Annotated in this window: 19 protein-coding genes and 1 pseudogene; 6 read left to right on the top strand and 14 right to left on the bottom strand. The window is 49.0% G+C overall.

Annotated elements, in window-relative coordinates:
- Positions 1-55: 55 nt before the first annotated feature.
- Together J2125_RS20220 and J2125_RS20215 are read right to left on the bottom strand one after the other, a co-directional pair.
- Entirely contained in the window at positions 56-349 is a 294-nt protein-coding gene (locus J2125_RS20220) for a transposase (RefSeq protein WP_071590547.1), read from the bottom strand.
- Positions 350-778: 429 nt separating this feature from the next.
- Positions 779-1,336 carry a hypothetical protein gene (locus J2125_RS20215; protein ID WP_026111956.1) on the bottom strand — a complete coding sequence of 186 codons (558 nt, stop codon included), beginning with the start codon at positions 1,334-1,336 and terminating at the stop codon, positions 779-781.
- Positions 1,337-1,502: 166 nt separating this feature from the next.
- Here J2125_RS20215 and istA point away from each other — a divergent pair.
- The 4 genes and pseudogenes from istA (at position 1,503) to J2125_RS20195 (ending at position 4,555) form a co-directional block, all read left to right on the top strand.
- Positions 1,503-2,524: pseudogene (gene istA, locus J2125_RS20210) on the top strand (IS21 family transposase).
- Positions 2,521-3,303 carry an IS21-like element ISSen3 family helper ATPase IstB gene (gene istB, locus J2125_RS20205; RefSeq protein ID WP_040462541.1) on the top strand — a complete coding sequence of 261 codons (783 nt, stop codon included), beginning with the start codon at positions 2,521-2,523 and terminating at the stop codon, positions 3,301-3,303. Before istA ends, istB begins: the two are co-directional and overlap by 4 nt.
- 38 nt (positions 3,304-3,341) lie before the next feature.
- A complete protein-coding gene (locus tag J2125_RS20200) occupies positions 3,342-3,545 on the top strand; it encodes a DUF4224 domain-containing protein (protein ID WP_071590548.1) in 204 nt (67 codons plus the stop codon).
- On the top strand, positions 3,545-4,555 hold the full coding sequence (locus tag J2125_RS20195) for a tyrosine-type recombinase/integrase (RefSeq protein ID WP_026111957.1): 1,011 nt from the start codon (positions 3,545-3,547) through the stop codon (positions 4,553-4,555). Before J2125_RS20200 ends, J2125_RS20195 begins: the two co-directional genes overlap by 1 nt.
- 547 nt (positions 4,556-5,102) lie before the next feature.
- Here the strand turns inward: J2125_RS20195 and J2125_RS20190 are convergent.
- The 8 genes from J2125_RS20190 to J2125_RS20155 form a co-directional block, all read right to left on the bottom strand.
- Complete coding sequence (locus tag J2125_RS20190) at positions 5,103-6,113, bottom strand: aldo/keto reductase (protein ID WP_026111779.1); 1,011 nt, start codon at positions 6,111-6,113, stop codon at positions 5,103-5,105.
- A 154-nt stretch (positions 6,114-6,267) separates the two neighbouring features.
- Positions 6,268-7,014, bottom strand: coding sequence for an SDR family oxidoreductase (locus J2125_RS20185; RefSeq protein WP_017801714.1), 747 nt, complete (start codon positions 7,012-7,014; stop codon positions 6,268-6,270).
- Complete coding sequence (locus J2125_RS20180; protein ID WP_209499531.1) at positions 7,011-7,415, bottom strand: (R)-mandelonitrile lyase; 405 nt, start codon at positions 7,413-7,415, stop codon at positions 7,011-7,013. The genes J2125_RS20185 and J2125_RS20180 overlap by 4 nt, the downstream gene beginning before the upstream one ends.
- Positions 7,416-7,642: 227 nt before the next feature.
- Positions 7,643-8,830: an arabinose transporter gene (locus tag J2125_RS20175; RefSeq protein WP_017801312.1), complete on the bottom strand. Its 1,188-nt coding sequence runs from the start codon at positions 8,828-8,830 to the stop codon at positions 7,643-7,645.
- Positions 8,831-8,884: 54 nt separating this feature from the next.
- A complete protein-coding gene (locus J2125_RS20170; protein WP_017801311.1) occupies positions 8,885-11,266 on the bottom strand; it encodes a membrane-bound PQQ-dependent dehydrogenase, glucose/quinate/shikimate family in 2,382 nt (793 codons plus the stop codon).
- A 128-nt stretch (positions 11,267-11,394) separates the two neighbouring features.
- On the bottom strand, positions 11,395-12,156 hold the full coding sequence (locus tag J2125_RS20165) for an SDR family NAD(P)-dependent oxidoreductase (RefSeq protein ID WP_017801310.1): 762 nt from the start codon (positions 12,154-12,156) through the stop codon (positions 11,395-11,397).
- 123 nt (positions 12,157-12,279) lie between these two features.
- Entirely contained in the window at positions 12,280-12,507 is a 228-nt protein-coding gene (locus J2125_RS20160; RefSeq protein ID WP_017801309.1) for a tautomerase family protein, read from the bottom strand.
- A gap of 86 nt (positions 12,508-12,593) precedes the next feature.
- Positions 12,594-13,667: a PQQ-dependent sugar dehydrogenase gene (locus tag J2125_RS20155; RefSeq protein WP_017801308.1), complete on the bottom strand. Its 1,074-nt coding sequence runs from the start codon at positions 13,665-13,667 to the stop codon at positions 12,594-12,596.
- 215 nt (positions 13,668-13,882) lie between these two features.
- Between J2125_RS20155 and J2125_RS20150 the strand changes: the two genes are divergently transcribed.
- The gene (locus tag J2125_RS20150) at positions 13,883-14,776 is read left to right on the top strand and encodes a LysR family transcriptional regulator (RefSeq protein ID WP_017801307.1); all 894 of its coding nucleotides are present in this window, start codon (positions 13,883-13,885) and stop codon (positions 14,774-14,776) included.
- 38 nt (positions 14,777-14,814) lie between these two features.
- On the opposite strand, the gene J2125_RS20145 is transcribed toward J2125_RS20150, so the two are convergent.
- The 4 genes from J2125_RS20145 to J2125_RS20130 all read right to left on the bottom strand — a co-directional run bounded on the left by J2125_RS20145 (position 14,815) and on the right by J2125_RS20130 (position 18,036).
- Positions 14,815-15,597, bottom strand: coding sequence for a carboxymuconolactone decarboxylase family protein (locus tag J2125_RS20145; protein WP_017801306.1), 783 nt, complete (start codon positions 15,595-15,597; stop codon positions 14,815-14,817).
- Between the two features lie 10 nt (positions 15,598-15,607).
- The gene (locus J2125_RS20140) at positions 15,608-16,129 is read right to left on the bottom strand and encodes a (R)-mandelonitrile lyase (protein WP_017801305.1); all 522 of its coding nucleotides are present in this window, start codon (positions 16,127-16,129) and stop codon (positions 15,608-15,610) included.
- A gap of 64 nt (positions 16,130-16,193) precedes the next feature.
- Positions 16,194-17,456, bottom strand: a complete 1,263-nt coding sequence (locus tag J2125_RS20135; RefSeq protein WP_017801304.1) for an NAD(P)-dependent alcohol dehydrogenase — start codon at positions 17,454-17,456, stop codon at positions 16,194-16,196.
- A gap of 61 nt (positions 17,457-17,517) precedes the next feature.
- Positions 17,518-18,036, bottom strand: coding sequence for a DUF2255 family protein (locus J2125_RS20130; RefSeq protein WP_071590510.1), 519 nt, complete (start codon positions 18,034-18,036; stop codon positions 17,518-17,520).
- A 457-nt stretch (positions 18,037-18,493) separates the two neighbouring features.
- Between J2125_RS20130 and J2125_RS20125 the strand changes: the two genes are divergently transcribed.
- A complete protein-coding gene (locus J2125_RS20125; protein ID WP_017801302.1) occupies positions 18,494-19,858 on the top strand; it encodes an NTP/NDP exchange transporter in 1,365 nt (454 codons plus the stop codon).
- Positions 19,859-19,860: the final 2 nt, after the last annotated feature.

Raw genomic sequence — 19,860 nt, 5'->3', positions numbered from 1 at the left:
TAATGGTTAGGGTGAGAATATCACCTTTAATCAGGTGGCCAAATTTACTGTGCCACTACACCCCGGCTGTCGGGATAATGGGTGGTGAGACCCGCGGCTGCGGGGTTATCTGTACGGGCAAAAGAGCGGGAGATGCAGCTTTCCGGTACTTGCGTCGCGGCCGCGATATCCGACCTTCGCTCTGCCAGAGGCGCATCCATTTAAAGAGCAGATTGTCATTAATGCCGTATTCACGTGCAAGTCCGGCCACACTTCTGCCTTCTTCGCTGGCTTTCAGTGCCATTTTGACCAGTTTAAGCTTCAGTTCAGGGGAATAATGCTGACGGGAACGTCGTTCTTCAGTACTCACGGAGGTGTCCACCTGCAAAAAAATAAGTGGACGCCTAAACTACAGAGCCTGACGAAGTAAACCAGACGGTGCTGAGCTGACGCTTACCGAATAATATCACTTCAGATTACAGTTAATTACGTTAGGTATGTTTTAAAGGGGCTAAGGTAACATTCAATCTGTACGTTTTGATATAGGTGCCAGAACTCGACTACCTCTAATCGAACATCGAAGTCGTAGGCTTGTCAGTATTATCGGGAAAACCCACCCTGACAAAAGGACTGCCATGGCTGCGCTACTTTTTAATCAGTTTGCCTACATATTTAACACGAATTACCTGTTCAGCAATGTGTCTGACAAACTCTGATCGCTTAATTTCCGGATCGCTGTTTACTGTACGGTGAAGGTGCGTGTGCTACTTCCGCTCTTGGCACCAAACTACCTCAGACATTAACTACCGCCGATAAGGTGCTTACAACGGTTTGTGGCATCCCAGTTTGGCTCCACTGGCGTTTTAAATTCAGAAAATAATTTAGCCGGTTCCGTATAGACGGTTACGGTATAGTCAGATGGGATTTCTCTCACACCATAGTAAGGGTCAAGAAAATAGTGTTTTCCAGGTTGCGGGATGAATGAAACCCACCTCGATTCTATATATCCCTCTCTGTTGTACTCCTGTGTTCCGTCACCCAACGATCCTGTGGTAGTGAGTCGCTGAAAAGCCATTAGACGTCCTGGCTGAACTTTCCCTGTCAGAACTCGCCCTTCTGAGGGAAGTATATTTGAATCCAGTTCGTAACGTTCAGCTCTGTCAAAGCACGCACCTTTCTTTTCATAGATAGAGAGATAGAAAGTACCAACAAAACCTTTTGGATTTTTTATGACAACTGTAGCGGCATCCTTGCCTTCATAATCTCTGTAATCCAGGGGCAGCAAGGTAGAGCATCCTGTCAGTAAAATAACAGTGAAGAGTGCAGTAAGTCGATGATAAGTTGAATCTAAAAGCATGGGCTTTCTGTTCCAGATTGAAAATATATCGGATGATATCGGCAGAGCCAGGCACAAACTTTATAGTTGTTGTCTGATTTTGTCACTAACGGTGCGAAAGTGATCCATATCCGACGCCTGAAATCTGATCCAGGGGTTAATCTGCTCTCCTGAACAGGGAGAGCTTATGGTCACTTTTGAGACAGTTATGGAAATTAAAATCCTGCACAAGCAGGGTCTGAGCAGTCGGGCGATCGCCAGGGAACTGGGCATCTCCCGTAACACCGTAAAACGTTATCTGCGGGCGCAGTCTGAGATACCAAAATATACGCCACGTCCCGTCGTCACCTCACTTCTGGATGAATACCGGAATTACATTCGTCAGCGTATCGCTGATGCCCATCCTTATAAAATTCCTGCGACGGTTATCGCCCGCGAGATCACGGAGCAGGGCTATCGTGGCGGCATGACTATCCTGAGGGAGTTCATACGCTCACTGTCCACACCGCAGGAGCCAGAACCTGTGGTTCGCTTCGAAACAGAGCCCGGACGGCAGATGCAGGTCGACTGGGGCGCCATGCGTAACGGCAAATCACCGCTTCATGCGTTCGTTGCCGTTCTGGGGTACAGCAGAATGCTGTACATCGAGTTCACCGACAATATGAACTATGACACGCTGGAAAAGTGTCACCGTAATGCGTTCAGCCTCTTCGGTGGTGTACCGCGTGAAGTGCTGTACGACAATATGAAAACGGTGGTTCTCCAGCGTGATGCGTACCAGACCGGCCAGCACCGGTTCAATCCGTCCCTGTGGCAGTTCGGCAAAGAGATGGGCTTCTAACCCCGGCTGTGTCGTCCCTTCAGGGCACAGACAAAAGGCAAAGTGGAGCGAATGGTGCAGTACACCCGCAACAGCTTCTACATCCCGTTAATGACGCGCCTGCGTCCGATGGGGATCACCGTTGACGTTGAAACAGCAAACCGCTATAGCCTGCGATGGCTCTACGATGTGGCCAATCAACGGAAGCAGAAACCATCAAGGCTCGTCCCTGTGATCGCTGGGTGGAGGAACAGCAGTCTATGCTGGCCCTGCCGCCTGAGAAAAAACAGTATGACGTGCAGGTTGACGAAAGCCTGGTAACCTTCGACAGGCAGCCATTGCATCATCCACTGTCTGTCTATGATACGTTCTGCAGAGGAGCCGCATGATGGTCGGGCTGCAACATCAACGGCTGATGGTGCTTGCCGAACAGCTCCAGCTGGACAGTCTTATCAGCGCAGCGCCAGCCCTGTCGCAACAGGCAGTGGACCAGGAATGGAGCTATATGGACTTCCTGGAGCATCTGCTGCATGAGGAGAAACTGGCCCGTCATCAGCGTAAACAGGCGATGTATACCCGAATGGCGGCCTTCCCGGCGGTGAAAACGTTCGAAGAGTATGACTTCACCTTCGCGACAGGTGCTCCGCAGAAGCAAATCCAGTCACTGCGTTCCCTGAGCTTCATTGAACGCAACGAAAACATCGTGTTGCTGGGGCCATCCGGCGTGGGGAAAACGCATCTGGCAATAGCAATGGGCTACGAAGCGGTACGTGCGGGTATCAAGGTTCGCTTTACAACGGCGGCGGATCTGTTGCTTCAGTTGTCCACCGCGCAACGGCAGGGCCGCTATAAAACAACGCTCCACCGTGGCGTAATGGCACCGAAGCTGCTCATCATCGATGAAATAGGTTATCTGCCGTTCAGCCAGGAAGAGGCAAAGCTGTTCTTCCAGGTTATAGCCAAACGTTACGAAAAGAGCGCGATGATCCTGACATCCAACCTGCCGTTCGGACAGTGGGATCAGACGTTCGCCGGGGATGCAGCACTGACATCCGCAATGCTGGACCGAATCTTACATCACTCACACGTTGTTCAAATAAAAGGAGAGAGCTATCGACTGAAACAAAAACGAAAAGCCGGGGTTATCGCTGAAGCTAATCCTGAGTAAAACGGTGGATCAATATTAGACCGTCGGTGGAGATGTAGATGGATCACTTTTTACCCGTCGTTGACAGTTATAAAATCCCCTCAAAGCAATGCTCAAGCCTTCGCGATGCGGGAATATTCTTTATAACTCGCCGGGATGGTCGCCCACGAACAACATGGGGCCACTTCAATAACCCGCTCTCATTCAGGAAAATGATTGTGGCTGACTGTCCCGAGCCAAACTTCGGAGCTTTAGATAACTAATGGCACGTAATCGGTCGAATAAAGAAGATGTCTGGATGCCTCCGCGCGTTTATCGCGGAAGGTCTGCATTTGAATTTAAGCCAAAGAACGGTGGAGCAATCCGCCTATGTGGCTTTGAATCCAGCCAGTCGCAAGTATGGGCGGCATACGAAGCGCTGATTAACGATCGTAAGAATGAAGATGCTTTCGAAGGATTAGCAGAAAAGTTCTTTAGCTCTGCTGACTTCTTCGAATTGTCAGTTGAAACGCAAAAGGACTATCGAAAATATTCGTTAAAAGTTCTTTCTGTGTTTGGGAAAATGCACCCTGACTCAATAAAGCCAGAACACATTCGCAAATATATGGATAAACGCGGAGTGAAAAGTCGAACCCAGGCTAACAGGGAGAAGGCATTCATTTCCCGTGTGTACCGCTGGGGCTATGAAAGAGGCATGGTGAAGGGGAATCCATCGAAGGGGGTAAAGCAGTTTAAAGAAGTGGCACGCGATCGGTACGTAACAAATGCTGAGTATAATGCCCTGTTTAGTATCGCCCCGCCTATAGTGCAAATTGCGATGGAATTGGCTTACCTTTGCTGCGCCCGCCAGGCTGACGTATTGGAAATGAAAAAAAGTCAGTTCATGGAAGAAGGCATACTGATCAAGCAAAGCAAAACCAGCGTTGCGCAGATAAAGGGCTGGAGTCCTCGACTTGAAGCCGCCATCAAATTGGCCAGCGCCCTGCCTCTTAACAAAGGCACGAGTACTATTTACGTGATGCACCAACAATCAGGCTCGAAGTATACAAGGGATGGCTTTAACAGTCGTTGGATGAAAGCGAAGCAAGATGCCAAGGAACAATTCCCGGATATAGACTTTAACTTCACGTTCCATGACCTCAAAGCAAAAGGCATATCTGATCTTACTGGAACGATATACGACAAGCAGGCTATATCTGGACATAAGAATGTTGAACAAACTGCCAGATACAATCGAAAAATCGCTGTAGTTCCGGTTGTTGGGGGGCAGTAATAGCCTGAAGATATTATGAAGGGATATTATGAAAGCACCTTAAAAGCACAAAGCCACCCGCTGGGTGGCTCTGCTAAACCAACATAACACATTGATTTAGTTCTGCTTTTATATGGTGCCCGGGGCGGGACTTTAATCGTTATGCAGTAGATTGAAATAAAAAGCATTTATTTATCCATGCGACAAAAAAGCCCCCAAATTTGCCCCCACAGTAGCTGAGTTACAGTTTACCTAGTCTTCTATTTTCAGGCTGGATTCACCTTTTCCAGCAACCACCTAGCTGTCACTTGCAATAAGTGCATGAGACCTTGCCGGATAACTCCACTCTCCGACGCATACTAACAGCTGGCAACAGATGCCTTCACATGCCCCGCCATCCCATCGCTTACCCAGCACTGTATCCATCAAAACAATTAAGGCTGCTTCCAGACGAAAAATGTATTGAGCGATAGTTTCTGTTGTTTTCTGAGGAGCTCGTTATGGCTGACGCTTTTGCCTTGCGCTTCCTTTCAATAAGGCATGAATATTAACCCACTAAATTTGATGTCTATTTTTGAGTTAATTTTTCCTGTGATTCAGGATAGCGTTCACCCACGATATCTAATCTGTTCAGCGTGTTACGTATATCAGCAAGCTCATCTGTAGTTAATTCAACGTCTGTGCTTGCCAGATTCTCTTTAAGTCGTCCAATCTGTTTGGTGCCAGGAATCGGAACAATGCCATCATATTGAGCAAGCAACCAGCTCAGGGCAATTTGGGCGGGGGGGCTATTTTTTTTAACAGCCAGCAGTTTGAGGTAGTCGACCAACTGCAGATTCTGGCGGAGATTATCCGGAGAGAAGCGCGCAATCTGGCTTCTGAAATCACTGGCATCAAAGGTGGCTTTTGCGTCAAAACGTCCGGTGAGAATGGCTTTACCTAACGGGCTAAAAGGTACGAAACCAATCCCTAACTCCCTCAAAGCAGGTAAAATTTTCTCTTCAGGCTGCCGATACCACATTGAATACTCACTTTGTACTGCGGCCAGCGGTTGTACTGCATGTGCACGCCGTATGGTCTCTTCTGATGCCTCAGAAAGCCCCCAGTGAATCACTTTTCCTTCAGTAATCAAATCCCCCAGGGTTCCCGCTACGTCTTCAATCGGCACAGCAGGATCAACACGATGCTGATAGTAAAGATCGATATGATCGGTGCCAAGGCGCTGCAGAGAACCTTCGACGGCTTTACGAATTGATTCAGGACGACTTGAAAGGCCGATTGCACGACCATTTGGTCCATCCGCATCATTACCTTGCGATAAATCAAAACCAAACTTTGTCGCTATCACCACATCATCACGGAACGGGGCTAATGCTTTACCTAATAACAATTCATTGGTACAGGGCCCGTAAACTTCCGCAGTGTCAAATAAGGTCACCCCCATCTCGAATGCGAGGCGAATAACTTTGATAGCTTCATCGTCAGATATATAAGGTGGGTAGCTTTGTGTGAAACCCATACATCCAAGCCCAAGGGCTGATACCTTTAACCTGGCATTGCCTAAGTAGCGAGTATTCATCAACATGGCCCTGTAATTAATTGACAAATCAGAAAATTTTAAATAGCCAGCAACCTGCCGGATCTGAATCGAGAAATAAGCCTGAGCCATATATCAGTCAGGCTTATTAACATTAAGCCTGAGCCATATATCACTCAGGCTTATTAACATTAAGCTACATCTCCTGGCTGGTTGGCCTGAAGAGGATTTCATTAATATCTACATTTTCAGGTTGAGTGATGGCAAATTCTACCGCGCTGGCAAAAGAGGATGGCGGAATCGCATGTTCGTCATAAAATTGCCTGATTTGCCCGGCAACACCCTCTTCAGTGATGTGATGGGTAAGCTCAGTGTCTACAGCACCTGGCGAGATGATCGTGGTGCGCAGATTATAAGGTTTCACCTCAGCGCGCAGCCCTTCACTGATAACGCGAACGGCATGCTTGGTTGCACAATAGATGACTCCAGCAGGTGTCACCTTGTGGCCCGCGATGGAGGATACATTGATGATATGACCAAATTTCTGTTCTTTCATAATGGGAAGTGCGGCGGCAATCCCATACAGAGTGCCTTTGATATTGATATCAATCATATTATCCCACTCATCAACTTTCAGGCTTTCCAGCATCGACTGCTGCATCAGCCCGGCATTATTAATGAGAACATCAATGCGCCCAAAGGAATCTACTGCTGCCTTCATCAGCTTTTCAACCTGAGCTTTCTCAGTCATATCAGTTGCAAGCGCCAGCGCCTTGCCGCCCTCACGTTCAATGTCCTGAACCAGTTTCTGAAGTCGGTCAATACGACGAGCGCCCAGCACCACTATCGCGCCTTTTGCACTTAATGTACGCGCGGTGCATTCACCCAGCCCGCTGCTGGCACCAGTGATCACTACGACTTTGCCAGTGATGTTATTACTCATTCAGTATCTCCATATTGCTGGTCAGAGACTTTTTCCAGCCATTCAACAACACTGCCATCATGTGCTTCCTGAATGGCAATATGCGTCATTGCGGTAGTCGCGCTGGCGCCATGCCAGTGCTTTTCATCGGCCGGGATGCAGACCACATCGCCAGCACGAATTTCGCGTGCCGGCTCCCCCCAGGTTTGTACGTAACCAAAGCCGGACGTTACAATCAGGCGCTGACCCAGTGGGTGCGTATGCCAGGCAGTGCGGGCTCCGGGCTCAAAAGTGACATGGCCAGCGCTGGCTCGCGCGTTTTCATCGGCTGCAAACATGGGATCAATGCGAACCGTGCCGGTAAACCAGTCTTCAGGACCCACCATTGACGCTTGTGATCCGGCTTTATTGATTGTAGTCATCTCATTTCCTTAAAACTGTCTGGATAAATTTGTATTAATCAGCAGGTGACTCAGGCCAGTCAGACTTAAACGCCTGTACCGAAACGCTTCTTCAGTAAATGCTGTCAGCTGCATATTGGACTTCCAGTATGCACCATGAATTAATTAGCATTAACCCTGAAAAATTGAATGCATATATGAGTAAATTTCATCAGTGTGGATTTAATTCGCCACCCTATCCGCCTATTTCAGCCAGAAAATCTTTGCCTGGCCACCAGAGCAACAGGCACTGCCATCATCACTAGTAGCGCACTCCAGAGAAATGCCATGCCCATCTGATCCACCGGAACCACCAATCCTAATAGCGGACTGGCCAGGCCGATGGCCAGGTCGGGAAATGCTGAGTATGTCGCCATTGCCACCCCCTTGTTCGCCCCACCCAGTCGGCGTACCGCTTCAGCACCAAAGGCTGGATAAACCATCGCCCACCCGGCGCCAGTTAATCCAGCGCCTGCTGCGGCAATCCAGGGTGATGGGGCCGCCCATAGAAGTGCCTGACCGGCTGCTGTCACCAGCGAAAACCCAATGCCCACTCGTATGCCACCAGATTGATCGATTAACTGGCCGAGGAACAACCGTGCTGCGATTAACGCGGCAGCAAATGCGGTCACCGGCAACCAGCCCATTCCCCAGCCTTTTTCTGCATACAGTAATACCGAAAAGGAGAGCAACGCAGCGTAGCCGACACCATTAAAAGCCGCACCCAATCCAGGTAGCCAGACCGAGGAGAGAGCCTGTGAAAGCGTTCCCTTTTGCTTCGCAGGTTCGACGCGTTCTGGCAGAATACGTACCACGGCCATTACCGCGAGTGGCAATAGCGCGGTAGTAATCGCGATGGACTCAAAGCCTGAATGATCAAAAATAAAAGTGCCAAACGGTGCACCAACGGCGAAAGCGGCAAACATTGCGGTTCCTACCCAGGCGATAACCCGTCCTGTTTGTTTTCCTCCCGCCAGTGACAGCCCAAGCGTCATGCCACCGGTGATAATGAAGCTTTCCGCACCACCAACAATAGCTCTGCCAGCCAATACCAGAACGATGGCAACCATCGGCTGAGCGGCAAAGGGTATCGAGATCAGGTAAAATACGCCGCCAGCAATCGCCAGTAATAACCCAAGATAAATAGCCCGCCGCCCGCCAGATTGATCCGCATAACGACCGGCAATAAAGCGAGATGCCAGAGACGCGGCAAACTGCACACCCGTCACCAATCCGACGGTAAAGGTGCCAAATCCCAGCTGCTGATGAACGTAACGTGGAAGCACTGGCAGCGCGATGCCAATAATTAAAAATCCGGACAAAACAACCAGCATTAATGTCAGCAACATCCGCATAAAACTCATTGATTCGTCAGACTGAACCGACTCACTCTGCATAACCCATTTCTCTTAAAATAATAGATCGGCCCGCCAGATAGCGGGCTATCAGACTCACTGCTCAGACTGCGGCAGCGCAAAAGCAATGATGTAGTCGCCTCTGATCGGCGTGGTGCGGTTTCCTCCGGCAGTTATCACCACATACTGGCGACCATTCTGCGCGGTATAAGTCATCGGCGTAGTCTCTCCGCCGACCGGTAAACGTCCTTTCCAGAGTTCACGACCCGTTTTGATATCGATAGCGCGGATATAGTAATCCTGGGTTCCCGCCATAAAGACCAGCCCTGACGCCGTAGTGATCGGCCCACCCAGAGTGGGTAAACCTACCGGTACAGGCAAGTGCATGGCGATACCTAACGGCCCGGTATCTTCAACCGTCCCCATCGGCACGGACCAGACAATTTTTTTGGTCGCAAGATCAATGGCGGTCAGGGTTCCATAAGGGGGTTCCTGGCATGGAATACCTAATGGCGAAAGAAAGCGCGACTGCTCAACACCCCATGGAGTGCCATACTGCGGAGCACCGCCATCATGCGTGCCGTCACCACTAACGTTGGTATCATACTGCTGACGACGAACCAGACGATTCAGAACCCCCATGCGCGAATCATTAACCAATAAATACCCGATATTTTCAGCAATTGATGAAGATCCCCAGTTCATACCGCCCGCCCAGCCCGGAAAGAAGATTGAGGTCTTTTCCGAAGGGGGAGTGAACACACCGTCATAACGCGCCTGACGGAACTCAATGCGACAAACGAGCTGATCAAGCGGCGTCATGCCCCACATGCGAGATTCTTTCAACGGTTCAGTGCCAATTGAAGGCATTTCAACGGAGAAAGGTTGCGTCGGCGAAGTGCGGTCATCACTGACTCCGCCTTGTGGCACGACACGCTCTTCAACCTTAGTGACAGGGACACCGGTGCGACGGTCTAGCATGAAAATTTCACCGCGCTTAGTCGTCTGAATCAGTGCCGGTATCATGCCGCCTTTGCCGTCCGGAACATCATAAAGCGCCGGCTGCGACGGCACATCGTAATCCCAACGGTCGTGATGAACCGTCTGGAAATGCCAGCGCTCGCGACCGGTCGCGATATCAAGAGCCACAACCGAAGACGAGTATTTATCGGCTGCTGGCGATCGGTGCCCGCCCCAGAAATCTGGCGTGGCATTACCGGTAGGGAGATAGATCAAACCAAGCTGGTCATCATAAGCTGGCGTAGACCAGACATTCGGAGTGCCAGGCGTGTAGCCTTCACCCTTAGGAGGAAGCGCTGTTATCGCCGGATTGCCTAAATCCCATGCCCATACAAGGGCGCCAGAATGCACATCAAAAGCGCGAATCACGCCGGACGGCTCACCCGTTTCATGGTTATCCTGCACCAGACCACCGACCACAATCAGGTTACGTACCACTGTGGGGGCTGCGGTAGGAAAATAGAATCCCGGTTTGAAAGTCCCCATTCCTGTATGAAGGTCAACAATGCCGTGTTTACCAAAGTCTTCACAGGGCTTGCCTGTTTGCGCATCCAGCGCCACCAGCCGTGCATCGACTGTGGTAGAGATAACGCGACGGCGACAAACGACGGAAGGATCACTGACCTGGGGCGGGCTGCCGGAATCGGTTGAGGCATCATAGAAGGCAACCCCCCGACAACGCGGGAAAAAATTACCGCTGGCATGCGGATTGTAATGCCATATTTGCTGACCGGTTTCTGCATTGAGGGCAAAAATCTGGCTGGAATGCGTGCAACCATAAAGCATACCGTTGGCAAATAAGGGGGTAACGACATGCGCTTGCGGACCTTCTGGCACTTCACCTGTACGGTATGTCCATGCCACGTCCAGGTTTGCTACATTTTCCGGAGTAATCTGTTCGGCTGTAGCATAGCGGGTGCCTGCCGGCGTGCGCCCATAATGGCGCCATTCAGGACCGGAGTTCGCGCCAGATGCCTTCCCGGCGACAGGCGCTGGAGGATGCCTGTCAGCCACAAGTGTTTGCGGTTCGAAGGCTTTCCAGCCTGTCGCTATTAAGGCAATAAAAATAATACCCGCAACGCTGTAAGCGGTTTTCCTGGGAGCCAGACGCTGCCTGAAATTAAGAAAAGGAACAATTAACAGAATAAGTAATGCCAATACTGATAAAGCAAAAAGACGCGATACAAGTGGCCAGAATATCAATCCGACATCCCATATTGACCAGACAACACTGGCTGCAAGGGCGATAAGGTATAGTGCAGCACCTGTTGGACGACGCAATCCCAGCAATATTCCGGCAATGGCGATAACTAAGCCTGCTGGCGCAAAGTACCAGGATCCACCGAGACTGATAAGGTAAATACCGCCAGCCAGCATAAACAAACCAACAGCCGCCACAATAATGGCGAGAATGATGATAATTGTTTTTACTGCCCCAGGTTTATTAAACGTAACCATTATTTAATGTCCTTTTATTAATGTTACAAACAGATGTTTAGTTGAACCATTCGCCTCCAGCACGCGAAGACTCTTCTCAAAGAGCAAAAAAAAGGCTCGTTTCGAAACCGAAACGAGCCTGAGGGTATTTAACGAACGGTATAGCCACCATCAACCGGCAGCGCGTGACCAATAATGAAACTGGATGCCGGGCTGCATAACCAAAGCACCGCATCGGCAATTTCTTCAGCGCGTCCCAAACGTTTAATCGGAACCTCTTTCATCATCTCAGCCATTGCTTCAGGCTGGCTTTCCAGCATGCCTGACACCATCGGTGTTTCAATAATGCCAGGGCAGATGGCATTAACACGGATATTTTGCGGTGCGTATTCCAGACCGGCGCTCTTAGTCAGACCAACCACGCCATGTTTTGAGGCATGATAAATGCCACGCTCCGCAATACCGACTAAGCCACCGAGCGAAGAATTATTGACGATGGCGCCACTACCCTGCTTCTTCATCTGAATCAATTCATATTTCATGCAGTTCCAGATGCCACGCAGATTCACATCCATAACAAAGTCGTAATCTTCCGGCTCTGCAAGGGCTGTTTCAGCAACCGGGCTTTGTACACCAGCATTATTAAATGCAACGTCGATACGGCCAAAGGTCGCAACGGCTTGATCCACCATAGCTTTGACTTCATCAATCTTTGCCACATCACAGCGAATGCCTGACGCTTTGTATCCTGCAGCGTTTAGCTCAGCAGCGGCTACACAGACAGCTTCCTCACTGATATCGGCCATCACCACGGCAGCACCGGCCGCCGCAAACGCTTTTGCTGTTGCCAGTCCCATTCCGGAGGCAGCCCCGGTAATCAGTGCCACCTGACCATTAAATGAAAAACTCATATTGATTTCCTTTTTTTAACGCAACGATGATCAGCAACACAGCTCGCCATCAATACGCTTTAGCAATTTGAAATGAATTAAATTCTCAGCGTGCCATGATAAAAATGACGTATTACTGATTAATCAGTGTGGGTTGTAACCGGGTTTTTTATACAGACTCGCTGGTTTCGCCAGAATGTCAGGCTGATAAACATCTGCAACCCAATTTTCTTTTTGAATGTCTTCAACGGAGACGGAAATAAATTGTTCATCGATCCCAAGAGAATCAGCGAGAGTTTGTGTTAATTTGCAGGCAATCAGCGTTTTATTTTCTTCAGACTGACCAACAATTTTAACAATGATATGGGGCATAAATGACTCCCTGATTAATATCTGTACATATGGATTGAGTGATGAAGATTGCTTATAACTAAAAGCTCACACTGTTCAGGAGAAAATTATTGCTTTAACGTCAGCTTAATAAGACGGTCGGCAGACGGGCCTTCAGCTCGTGGAGAACGGTTGGTGGTAATAACGTAAATATCGTTTCCCGCCGTTATAACATCGCGCAGGCGATCACCTGAGCTAAATATTTGTCTCAGGTTCTTCTTCGTCTTATCAAACATATACAATCCTTTCGCCCCGAGTGCGGCCACTAAAAGATTGTCCCCAGCGAACGTTGCACCGGAAGGCGCCCAGGTTTGCGATCCTGAATTAAGCCAGGCTGTTTTCATGCCAGCCCGCTCTTCGTCACCCTGTATCTCTGGCCAGCCGTAATTCGAGCGGGGTGTGACAAGGTTAATCTCATCATGAGCATTTTGGCCGTGTTCTGTGATAAACAGCTCACCACGCTGATTCCATGCCAGCCCCTGAGGATTGCGATGGCCCAACGAGTAAACCAGCGATCCGGGAATGGGATTGTCTTGCGGTTGCTTACCATCAAGGGTCATGCGCAGCACTTTCCCAGCCAGGTTTTGTATATCCTGCGGTCGCTGTTCATCCTCAGTCCATCCTGTTGTTACATAGAGAAAGCCATCCGGACCGATAGCGATGCGCCCACCGTTATACAGACGATGGCCGGGAATACCAGCCAGAAGCACGCCCGTCTCCTGCCACTGTCTGCCATCAAAGTGCACCTTAATGACTTTATTGGTTAGCCCGGAATCTGAGCGGTACGTGTGATAAAGCCATGCGACACCGCTCTTAGTGAAATCCTTTGCCAGCGCCATTCCCAGCAAGCCACTGCCACCTTCATTCACCACAGGATCAGACGTTTTAACGACATAGCGCTGAAGCTCCCCCTGATGCAGCATCACAATATTACCCGCCGCTTCAGTGAGTATCAGCTGGTCTCCCGCGGCCTCGATATCCCACGGATAATTAAGGCTGTCGCTGATAATCTCCACTTTCCAGTCATCCCCACTGACTGACTGAAGACGATCCTCATCCGTTTTATCTTCCGCCACGCTCTCAGACACCGGTGCCAGCGTCGCGCAGACAGATATCGATAAAGCAATTAATAGTGCTTTCATTCAGATTCCCTATATGAATTTGCAGCCGCCTGGAGCGCTTAAAAATAAATAATGCCGTAATAAAAATAGCGCGAATCACCGATTCTGATTAGCAGAGACTTATGAATAGAGTCATGAGCAATTATCATGAATAGTTTTTTTTGGTGCCTTTAATTCATAGACACGTTTAGAAATATAGCGTTAAATCAGTGGCAACTAGTGCAGGAGTGAGAGAAATGGCCCGGGACAACCTCAATGATTTAGTAGCATTTGTTACTGTCGCCCGTGAACAAAGTTTTACGCGAGCAGCCGCGCAGCTGGGTGTATCTCAGTCTGCACTGAGTCATACCATGCGATCACTCGAAGCGAAGATGGGGGTGCGTTTGCTGACCCGAACCACACGCAGCGTCTCGCCTACCGAAATCGGAGAACAACTGCTTGTCAGCCTGGCGCCAAAGTTCGATGACATTTACAGTGAACTGGCGGCACTTCACGATCAACGAGAGCAGCCAGCAGGCACCATACGCATCTCAGCGACAGACTTTGCGATTGAAACCATTCTGTGGCCAAAGCTGTCCCCTCTGATGCGAGCTTATCCGGATATCAATATTGAGTTCGTCAATGATTACGGCCTCACCGATATTGTGGAAAAACGCTATGATGCCGGTGTTCGACTGGGTGGTCAGCTGGCAAACGGGATGATTTCGGCGAAAATCGGCCCTGATATGCGTTTTCTGGTCGTGGGTTCACCCACGTATTTTGCTGAAAATCCCCTCCCTGCATCGCCTCAGGATTTACTCAGGCATCGATGTATCAATCTGCGCCTGCCCACGCATGGCGGCTTCTATGTCTGGGAATTTGAGAAAGATGGCCGCGAAGTTACTGCCCGGGTTGAAGGGCAGATCATTTTTCACAGCATTTTTCAGATCGTGAAAGCCGCAGTCGCCGGGTTTGGTTTGGGCCATGTGCCAGAGGAACTGGCTGCGCCATATATTAAATCCGGGCAGTTAATCAGCGTAATGGAAGAATGGACGCCTTACTGGGAAGGATTACATATTTACTATCCCAATCGCCGTGGCTCTTCAAAGGCTTTCTCATTAGTGGTTGAAGCATTGCGCTATCGAAATTAGTCAGGCAGACCACACTGAATGCAAGGCCTGCCCACCGGCTAACTGTTACGCGCCTCAAAGACTTTTTTAACCACCGGCAAAGCAGAGAACACTCGCGGCCATCCGGCGTAAAATGCCAGTTGAGTCAGCATTTCTGATGCCTGGCTCTGCGTCAGGCCATTATTCATCGCCCGGTTGAGATGGTAGCCGATTTGCTCCACCTGACCACTGGCGATCAAGGCACTGACGGTCACCAGGCTGCGATCCCTGGGACTGAGATCGGGGCGTCGCCAGAGATCGCCGAATACCGCTTTCTCGGTAAAATCCACCGTCCCTGAAGAAACATGACTAAAACTACTGGCGACCTGCGTTGATCTTGCCTCTTCGACCTTTTCATCCACCGCAAGTAAAGTGACATCTGGCGGCGGCAATTGAGCCTGAGTTATGCCGTGCCGGGCAAAGACGCCACGGGTAATTTCAGCTGCTGATGTTGCATCTGGCCAGCCACTATAAAACGCAAGATGGGCAATAATTTCAGCAATCTCGCCGGGCTTCACCCCATTTTTGAGTGCAAGATTAAGATGGTAAGGCAGTTCAACGCGGTCATTGCGCGCGATAAGCGCAGCAACGGTGATAATGCTGCGATCGCGCGGGCTGAGCTGAGGCCTTTTCCATAAATCATTATTCACATACTTTTGCGTATAATTCTCAAGAGCTGGCGATGCGTCACCCAGATCGGCTAAAGAAGGCGATGCAGGAACCGATTGATTTTTTAAGGCTGGCTGAACACAGCCGCTGAGCAGTAAAGTTAACGAAATCAGTGATAAAGAATAAACTCGCATAACAATATCCTTATAGTTCACGGTTATATTGTTGATCTGAAACTTTTTCCATCCATTCCACATTCTTGCCTTCAGGCGTACCTTCCTGAATCGCTAAATGCGACATGCCGGTAGTTGCAGTGGCTCCATGCCAGTGTTTAACGCCGGGCGGGCAATGAATGATATCGCCCGCGTGGACGGTTTTTCTCTCACCACCCCATTCCTGAGTCCATCCAGAGCCTGAAGTAATCACCAATGTCTGACCGAGCGGATGCGTATGCCAGGCACTTCGTGCAGCCGGCTCAAAATTTACATGCCCAACGGTAGTCCGAACGGGAGATTGAGGCTGAGTAAAAAGCGGCTCAACACGAACGGTACCGGTAAAGTTTGCCTCAGGACCTTGTAGCCAGGGGCGACTGCCATTTTTACTGATGATCACCTTCTCTTTTGCAGCCACGGCAGAGGTAGCCTGAGAAGGGGCGGTATTGTCGGCCAGCACCGAAAAACTGGCCGTAATAGTGATTAAAAATGCCGCAGAGGTCATTCGGAACATTATTATCTCCTGATTATTAATTTTATAAAAACGCGGAGCCGCGCAATATATGCAACAACACAATTCAAACTTCAGACTTAATCGAAGTCATATCAATAACGTAACGGTATCGCACTTTCTTATCGATGACATCGCGCCATGCACGATTAATTTGCTGAACGGGAATTAAGGTAATCTGCGGACTGATATTATGTAGTGAACAAAAATCGATAACATCTTGCGTTTCCCGGATACTACCAATTAATGATCCGGCAAATGAATTTCTTGCCAGAATATTGGTAATGGGGGCCAGTTGATTAGGTTCATCCGCTTTACCTACCCCCACCAGACAAAGTGTTGCATCGCGCTTAAGCAACCCAATCAGTGGATCCATCTCATGCTTATAGGGCACCGTGTCTAAAATAAAGTCCAGGCTGCGAGCATATTTTTCCATCTGCAATTTATCGTGATTAACGATGACATCGCTGGCACCAAATTTCTTCGCATCAACAACTTTGTCCGGGGAAGTCGTCATCACGATAACTTCTGCGCCCATGGCCTTCGCCAGTTTGACCGCAATATGTCCCAGGCCACCTAATCCAACGATGCCAATTCTGCTGTTGGGGCGAACATCCCAATGTCGCAGAGGGGAATACACCGTGACGGCTGAACACATAATGGGTCCTGCGGCGGACAGCTCGACATTATCCGGGATTGAGATAACAAAGTGTTCTTTCACCACGGCAACGTTGGAATATCCGCCCTGGGTGACACCTGTTGGGTCAGCTGTAGGGCTGCCATAAGTCCAGCTGGTTCCTTTAGTGCAAAACTGTTCAAAACCGGCTGTACACTCTGAACAAATGCCGCAGGAGTCCACCATGCAGCCAACACCAACCCGATCGCCAACGCGGTAACGGCTGACGGAACCCCCCGTAGCCACCACCACGCCAGCCAGCTCATGCCCGGTAACCAGAGGAAGCGTCTGTGGCCCCCAATGACCAAGCCCGGTATGAATATCCGAATGGCATACGCCGCAATATTGAATTTCAATGGCGACATCATTCGGGCCAACCGCACGTCGCTGGAATTTAAATGCTCGCATCGGCTGATCGCTGGCGTAAACCGCATAACCAACAGCAGGAATAATGTTGTTGACCGATACAGAACCAACAATATCCTTCAACGGCGCAGGTGTACTGACCGCCGCTACAGAACGCGTCATCAGTAATGGGGCAGTGCTAACGATTGCGGCGGTCATTGCGCCTTTAATCAGATTGCGTCGCCTGGGATTAACTAATTGCTGGTCTACAGATTTTGCTGAATTTACCTCATCGGTATGATTGTTCATTTCGCTTTCTCCATAACGTAAATTGATTCAGTCATGCCATATTGGTAGTGCAAATACTTTATTAACGGGAGCTATTGAGATCGAGAGGGATAATTCTAATCGTGGCGTTTCTCGAGCCGTCACTGATCATATGGTTAAGGTAGCTGCTACCCTGATATTTAGTTTTATAGGCATTGTCGATTTGGGTATTAATATCCCCCTGCACCGGTTCAAATCTGACTTCTTTAGTGATACCAGCCGCAATAACTTTTCCCGCTTTTTCACGCAACGCAGCCTGATACCAGCTTGAACGCTGCCCGTTGTAAGCACGCACATAGAGATTGCCATCAACTTCAACACACCAGATCCACGTCGGTGTTCCATAGGTCACGCCATCTTCACGAAAGGGGGCAATATGGAGATCATCAGCTTTAATGATTTGGTTCAGTTCGTTCTGCGGCCATGAAATTGCCGTCAGGCTTGCATCACGTGCACTAAGTGTTTTAGCTGCATCTGTTGCTGCCGCATTGCTCATTGGTGAAAAAACCAATGCGTTAAGCAGAAAAATGGGAAGTGTGATAGTTTGTTTAGTAAATCGCATATTCTCTCCGTTAATAATGCCATTAGCCTTAACTTAATAATGCGCATCGTATTCATATCGAATTTAAATCAATGCTACTGAATGATAATTTAATATTTAATTCAGACAGAAATAATATGTGATGGTATAGCAGGTTAGTTAACAGCACTATGCTGAAAAACTAAATACAAACATGAGAGGATTTCATTAATCAGGCTGGAGAGGCTCTTTACGTTTAATGACATAAAAAGACAAATTATGAAATTATAATACTGCTAACTTTCTCTCAACAGACCTGTTTACCTGCTGAGTGATTACCTGACCTCATCCATAAGAAGTGTGTATCTTCTTCCCGATTAATGAAATTCACTCATATCAGCATGCAATGAATCGTTATTGTAGCGGCACAAATTAATACGTAGCGTGAAGGATAATCACAAGGTTTGAAATGGGGTCATACCATTTCCTCGAGGGAAACATGAAATCTTCATCTAATAACGACAATGCGATCTGGCAATTTATTCAGTTTGTAAACCACGCATTGAATTTCAGCCATGTTAGTAAAGCTGAACTGCGATTATTAGTATGGGCCTGGATGTATATCTTTGTTCTTTTCCTCTGTTACTATATTCTGCGTCCCATTCGTGATGAACTCGGCGTAGCTGGCGGGGTTAAAAATCTTCCCTGGCTGTTTACCGGCACTCTGCTTGCTATGCTGCTGGTCAATCCGCTCTTTGCGTATTTAGTTAAACGTTGCAGCCGTGAGCGATTTATCAAACTGACTTATCGCTTTTTTTCACTCAACTTACTCGCCTTTCTCATCGCACTAAAATTCTCATCAGCAGAACAGAATATCTGGATCGGTCGGATGTTTTTTATCTGGGTTTCGGTGTTTAACCTTTTCGTCGTCTCCGTGTTTTGGTCTTTCATCGTTGATATCTTCAATTCAGAACAGGGCAAACGGCTGTTCGGATTTTTAGCCGCTGGCGCGACGCTGGGTGGTATAGCGGGCTCATCTTTGACATCCGGCATGGTTGAAGACATTGGACAGAATGGCCTGTTGTTTATCGCCATGATATTGATTGAGTGCTCGGTTTTTGCTTCGCAGCGCCTGGCTAAAGCTCACCATCGTCAAAACGCGGCTGCCGAACAGGCGATTGATGATCAGCAGCCAATTGGCGGCGGGATTTTTACCGGTATGGCGCATACCTTTCGCTCTCCATACCTGTTCGCCATAGCACTGTTTATTTTCTTTTATTCGACGACCTCAACCATCTTATATTTCCATCAAGCCAGTATTGCCGAATCGGTTTTCAGTGATCGAAATAGCAGAACGGCCTTTTTTGCCAATATCGATTTCTGGGTCAATGTTTTTACACTTGTATTTCAGTTGCTGCTAACCGGCAGAATTCTGGGATGGTTGGGGGTTGCCTGTACGCTTTGCGCCCTGCCGTTGATTAGCGTGTTGGGATTTGCCGCATTGATTGGTTACCCCTCGATAGGGTTATTTGTCGCGGTGCAGGTAGCAAGGCGCGTCAGCAATTTTGCTCTGGCCCGTCCGGCGCGCGAGATATTGTTTACCTCAGTCACCCGGGAAGATCGTTACAAAACCAAAAATTTTATCGACACCTTTGTCTATCGCGCGGGCGATCAACTCGCCAGCTGGACCTACGCCGGGTTTGTTGCTGCGGGCTTAAGCATCAGCGGCATTGCGATTGTTGCCGTTCCTGTTAGTTGCCTGTGGTTAATACTGAGTATCTGGCTTGGGCGTAAGCACGAAAAATGGGCGACCATTACCCGTCAACAACACGGAATCATTCCCCTCTCAGTCAAAGGAGATTAATA

The sequence above is a fragment of the Winslowiella toletana genome, from assembly GCF_017875465.1.
Taxonomy (GTDB): Bacteria; Pseudomonadota; Gammaproteobacteria; order Enterobacterales; family Enterobacteriaceae; genus Erwinia; species Erwinia toletana.
The sequence above is the reverse complement of the archived record's forward strand: the minus strand, read 5'-3'. Positions and strand labels throughout refer to the sequence as shown.

Excerpts from the sequence above, each read along its gene's own strand:
- J2125_RS20215 (WP_026111956.1), bottom strand. The coding sequence starts at position 1,336 with ATGCTTTTAGATTCAACTTATCATCGACTTACTGCACTCTTCACTGTT.
- istB (WP_040462541.1), top strand. The coding sequence starts at position 2,521 with ATGATGGTCGGGCTGCAACATCAACGGCTGATGGTGCTTGCCGAACAG.
- J2125_RS20200 (WP_071590548.1), top strand. The coding sequence starts at position 3,342 with ATGGATCACTTTTTACCCGTCGTTGACAGTTATAAAATCCCCTCAAAG.
- J2125_RS20195 (WP_026111957.1), top strand. The coding sequence starts at position 3,545 with ATGGCACGTAATCGGTCGAATAAAGAAGATGTCTGGATGCCTCCGCGC.
- J2125_RS20190 (WP_026111779.1), bottom strand. The coding sequence starts at position 6,113 with ATGAATACTCGCTACTTAGGCAATGCCAGGTTAAAGGTATCAGCCCTT.
- J2125_RS20185 (WP_017801714.1), bottom strand. The coding sequence starts at position 7,014 with ATGAGTAATAACATCACTGGCAAAGTCGTAGTGATCACTGGTGCCAGC.
- J2125_RS20180 (WP_209499531.1), bottom strand. The coding sequence starts at position 7,415 with ATGACTACAATCAATAAAGCCGGATCACAAGCGTCAATGGTGGGTCCT.
- J2125_RS20175 (WP_017801312.1), bottom strand. The coding sequence starts at position 8,830 with ATGCAGAGTGAGTCGGTTCAGTCTGACGAATCAATGAGTTTTATGCGG.
- J2125_RS20170 (WP_017801311.1), bottom strand. The coding sequence starts at position 11,266 with ATGGTTACGTTTAATAAACCTGGGGCAGTAAAAACAATTATCATCATT.
- J2125_RS20165 (WP_017801310.1), bottom strand. The coding sequence starts at position 12,156 with ATGAGTTTTTCATTTAATGGTCAGGTGGCACTGATTACCGGGGCTGCC.
- J2125_RS20160 (WP_017801309.1), bottom strand. The coding sequence starts at position 12,507 with ATGCCCCATATCATTGTTAAAATTGTTGGTCAGTCTGAAGAAAATAAA.
- J2125_RS20155 (WP_017801308.1), bottom strand. The coding sequence starts at position 13,667 with ATGAAAGCACTATTAATTGCTTTATCGATATCTGTCTGCGCGACGCTG.
- J2125_RS20150 (WP_017801307.1), top strand. The coding sequence starts at position 13,883 with ATGGCCCGGGACAACCTCAATGATTTAGTAGCATTTGTTACTGTCGCC.
- J2125_RS20145 (WP_017801306.1), bottom strand. The coding sequence starts at position 15,597 with ATGCGAGTTTATTCTTTATCACTGATTTCGTTAACTTTACTGCTCAGC.
- J2125_RS20140 (WP_017801305.1), bottom strand. The coding sequence starts at position 16,129 with ATGTTCCGAATGACCTCTGCGGCATTTTTAATCACTATTACGGCCAGT.
- J2125_RS20135 (WP_017801304.1), bottom strand. The coding sequence starts at position 17,456 with ATGAACAATCATACCGATGAGGTAAATTCAGCAAAATCTGTAGACCAG.
- J2125_RS20130 (WP_071590510.1), bottom strand. The coding sequence starts at position 18,036 with ATGCGATTTACTAAACAAACTATCACACTTCCCATTTTTCTGCTTAAC.
- J2125_RS20125 (WP_017801302.1), top strand. The coding sequence starts at position 18,494 with ATGAAATCTTCATCTAATAACGACAATGCGATCTGGCAATTTATTCAG.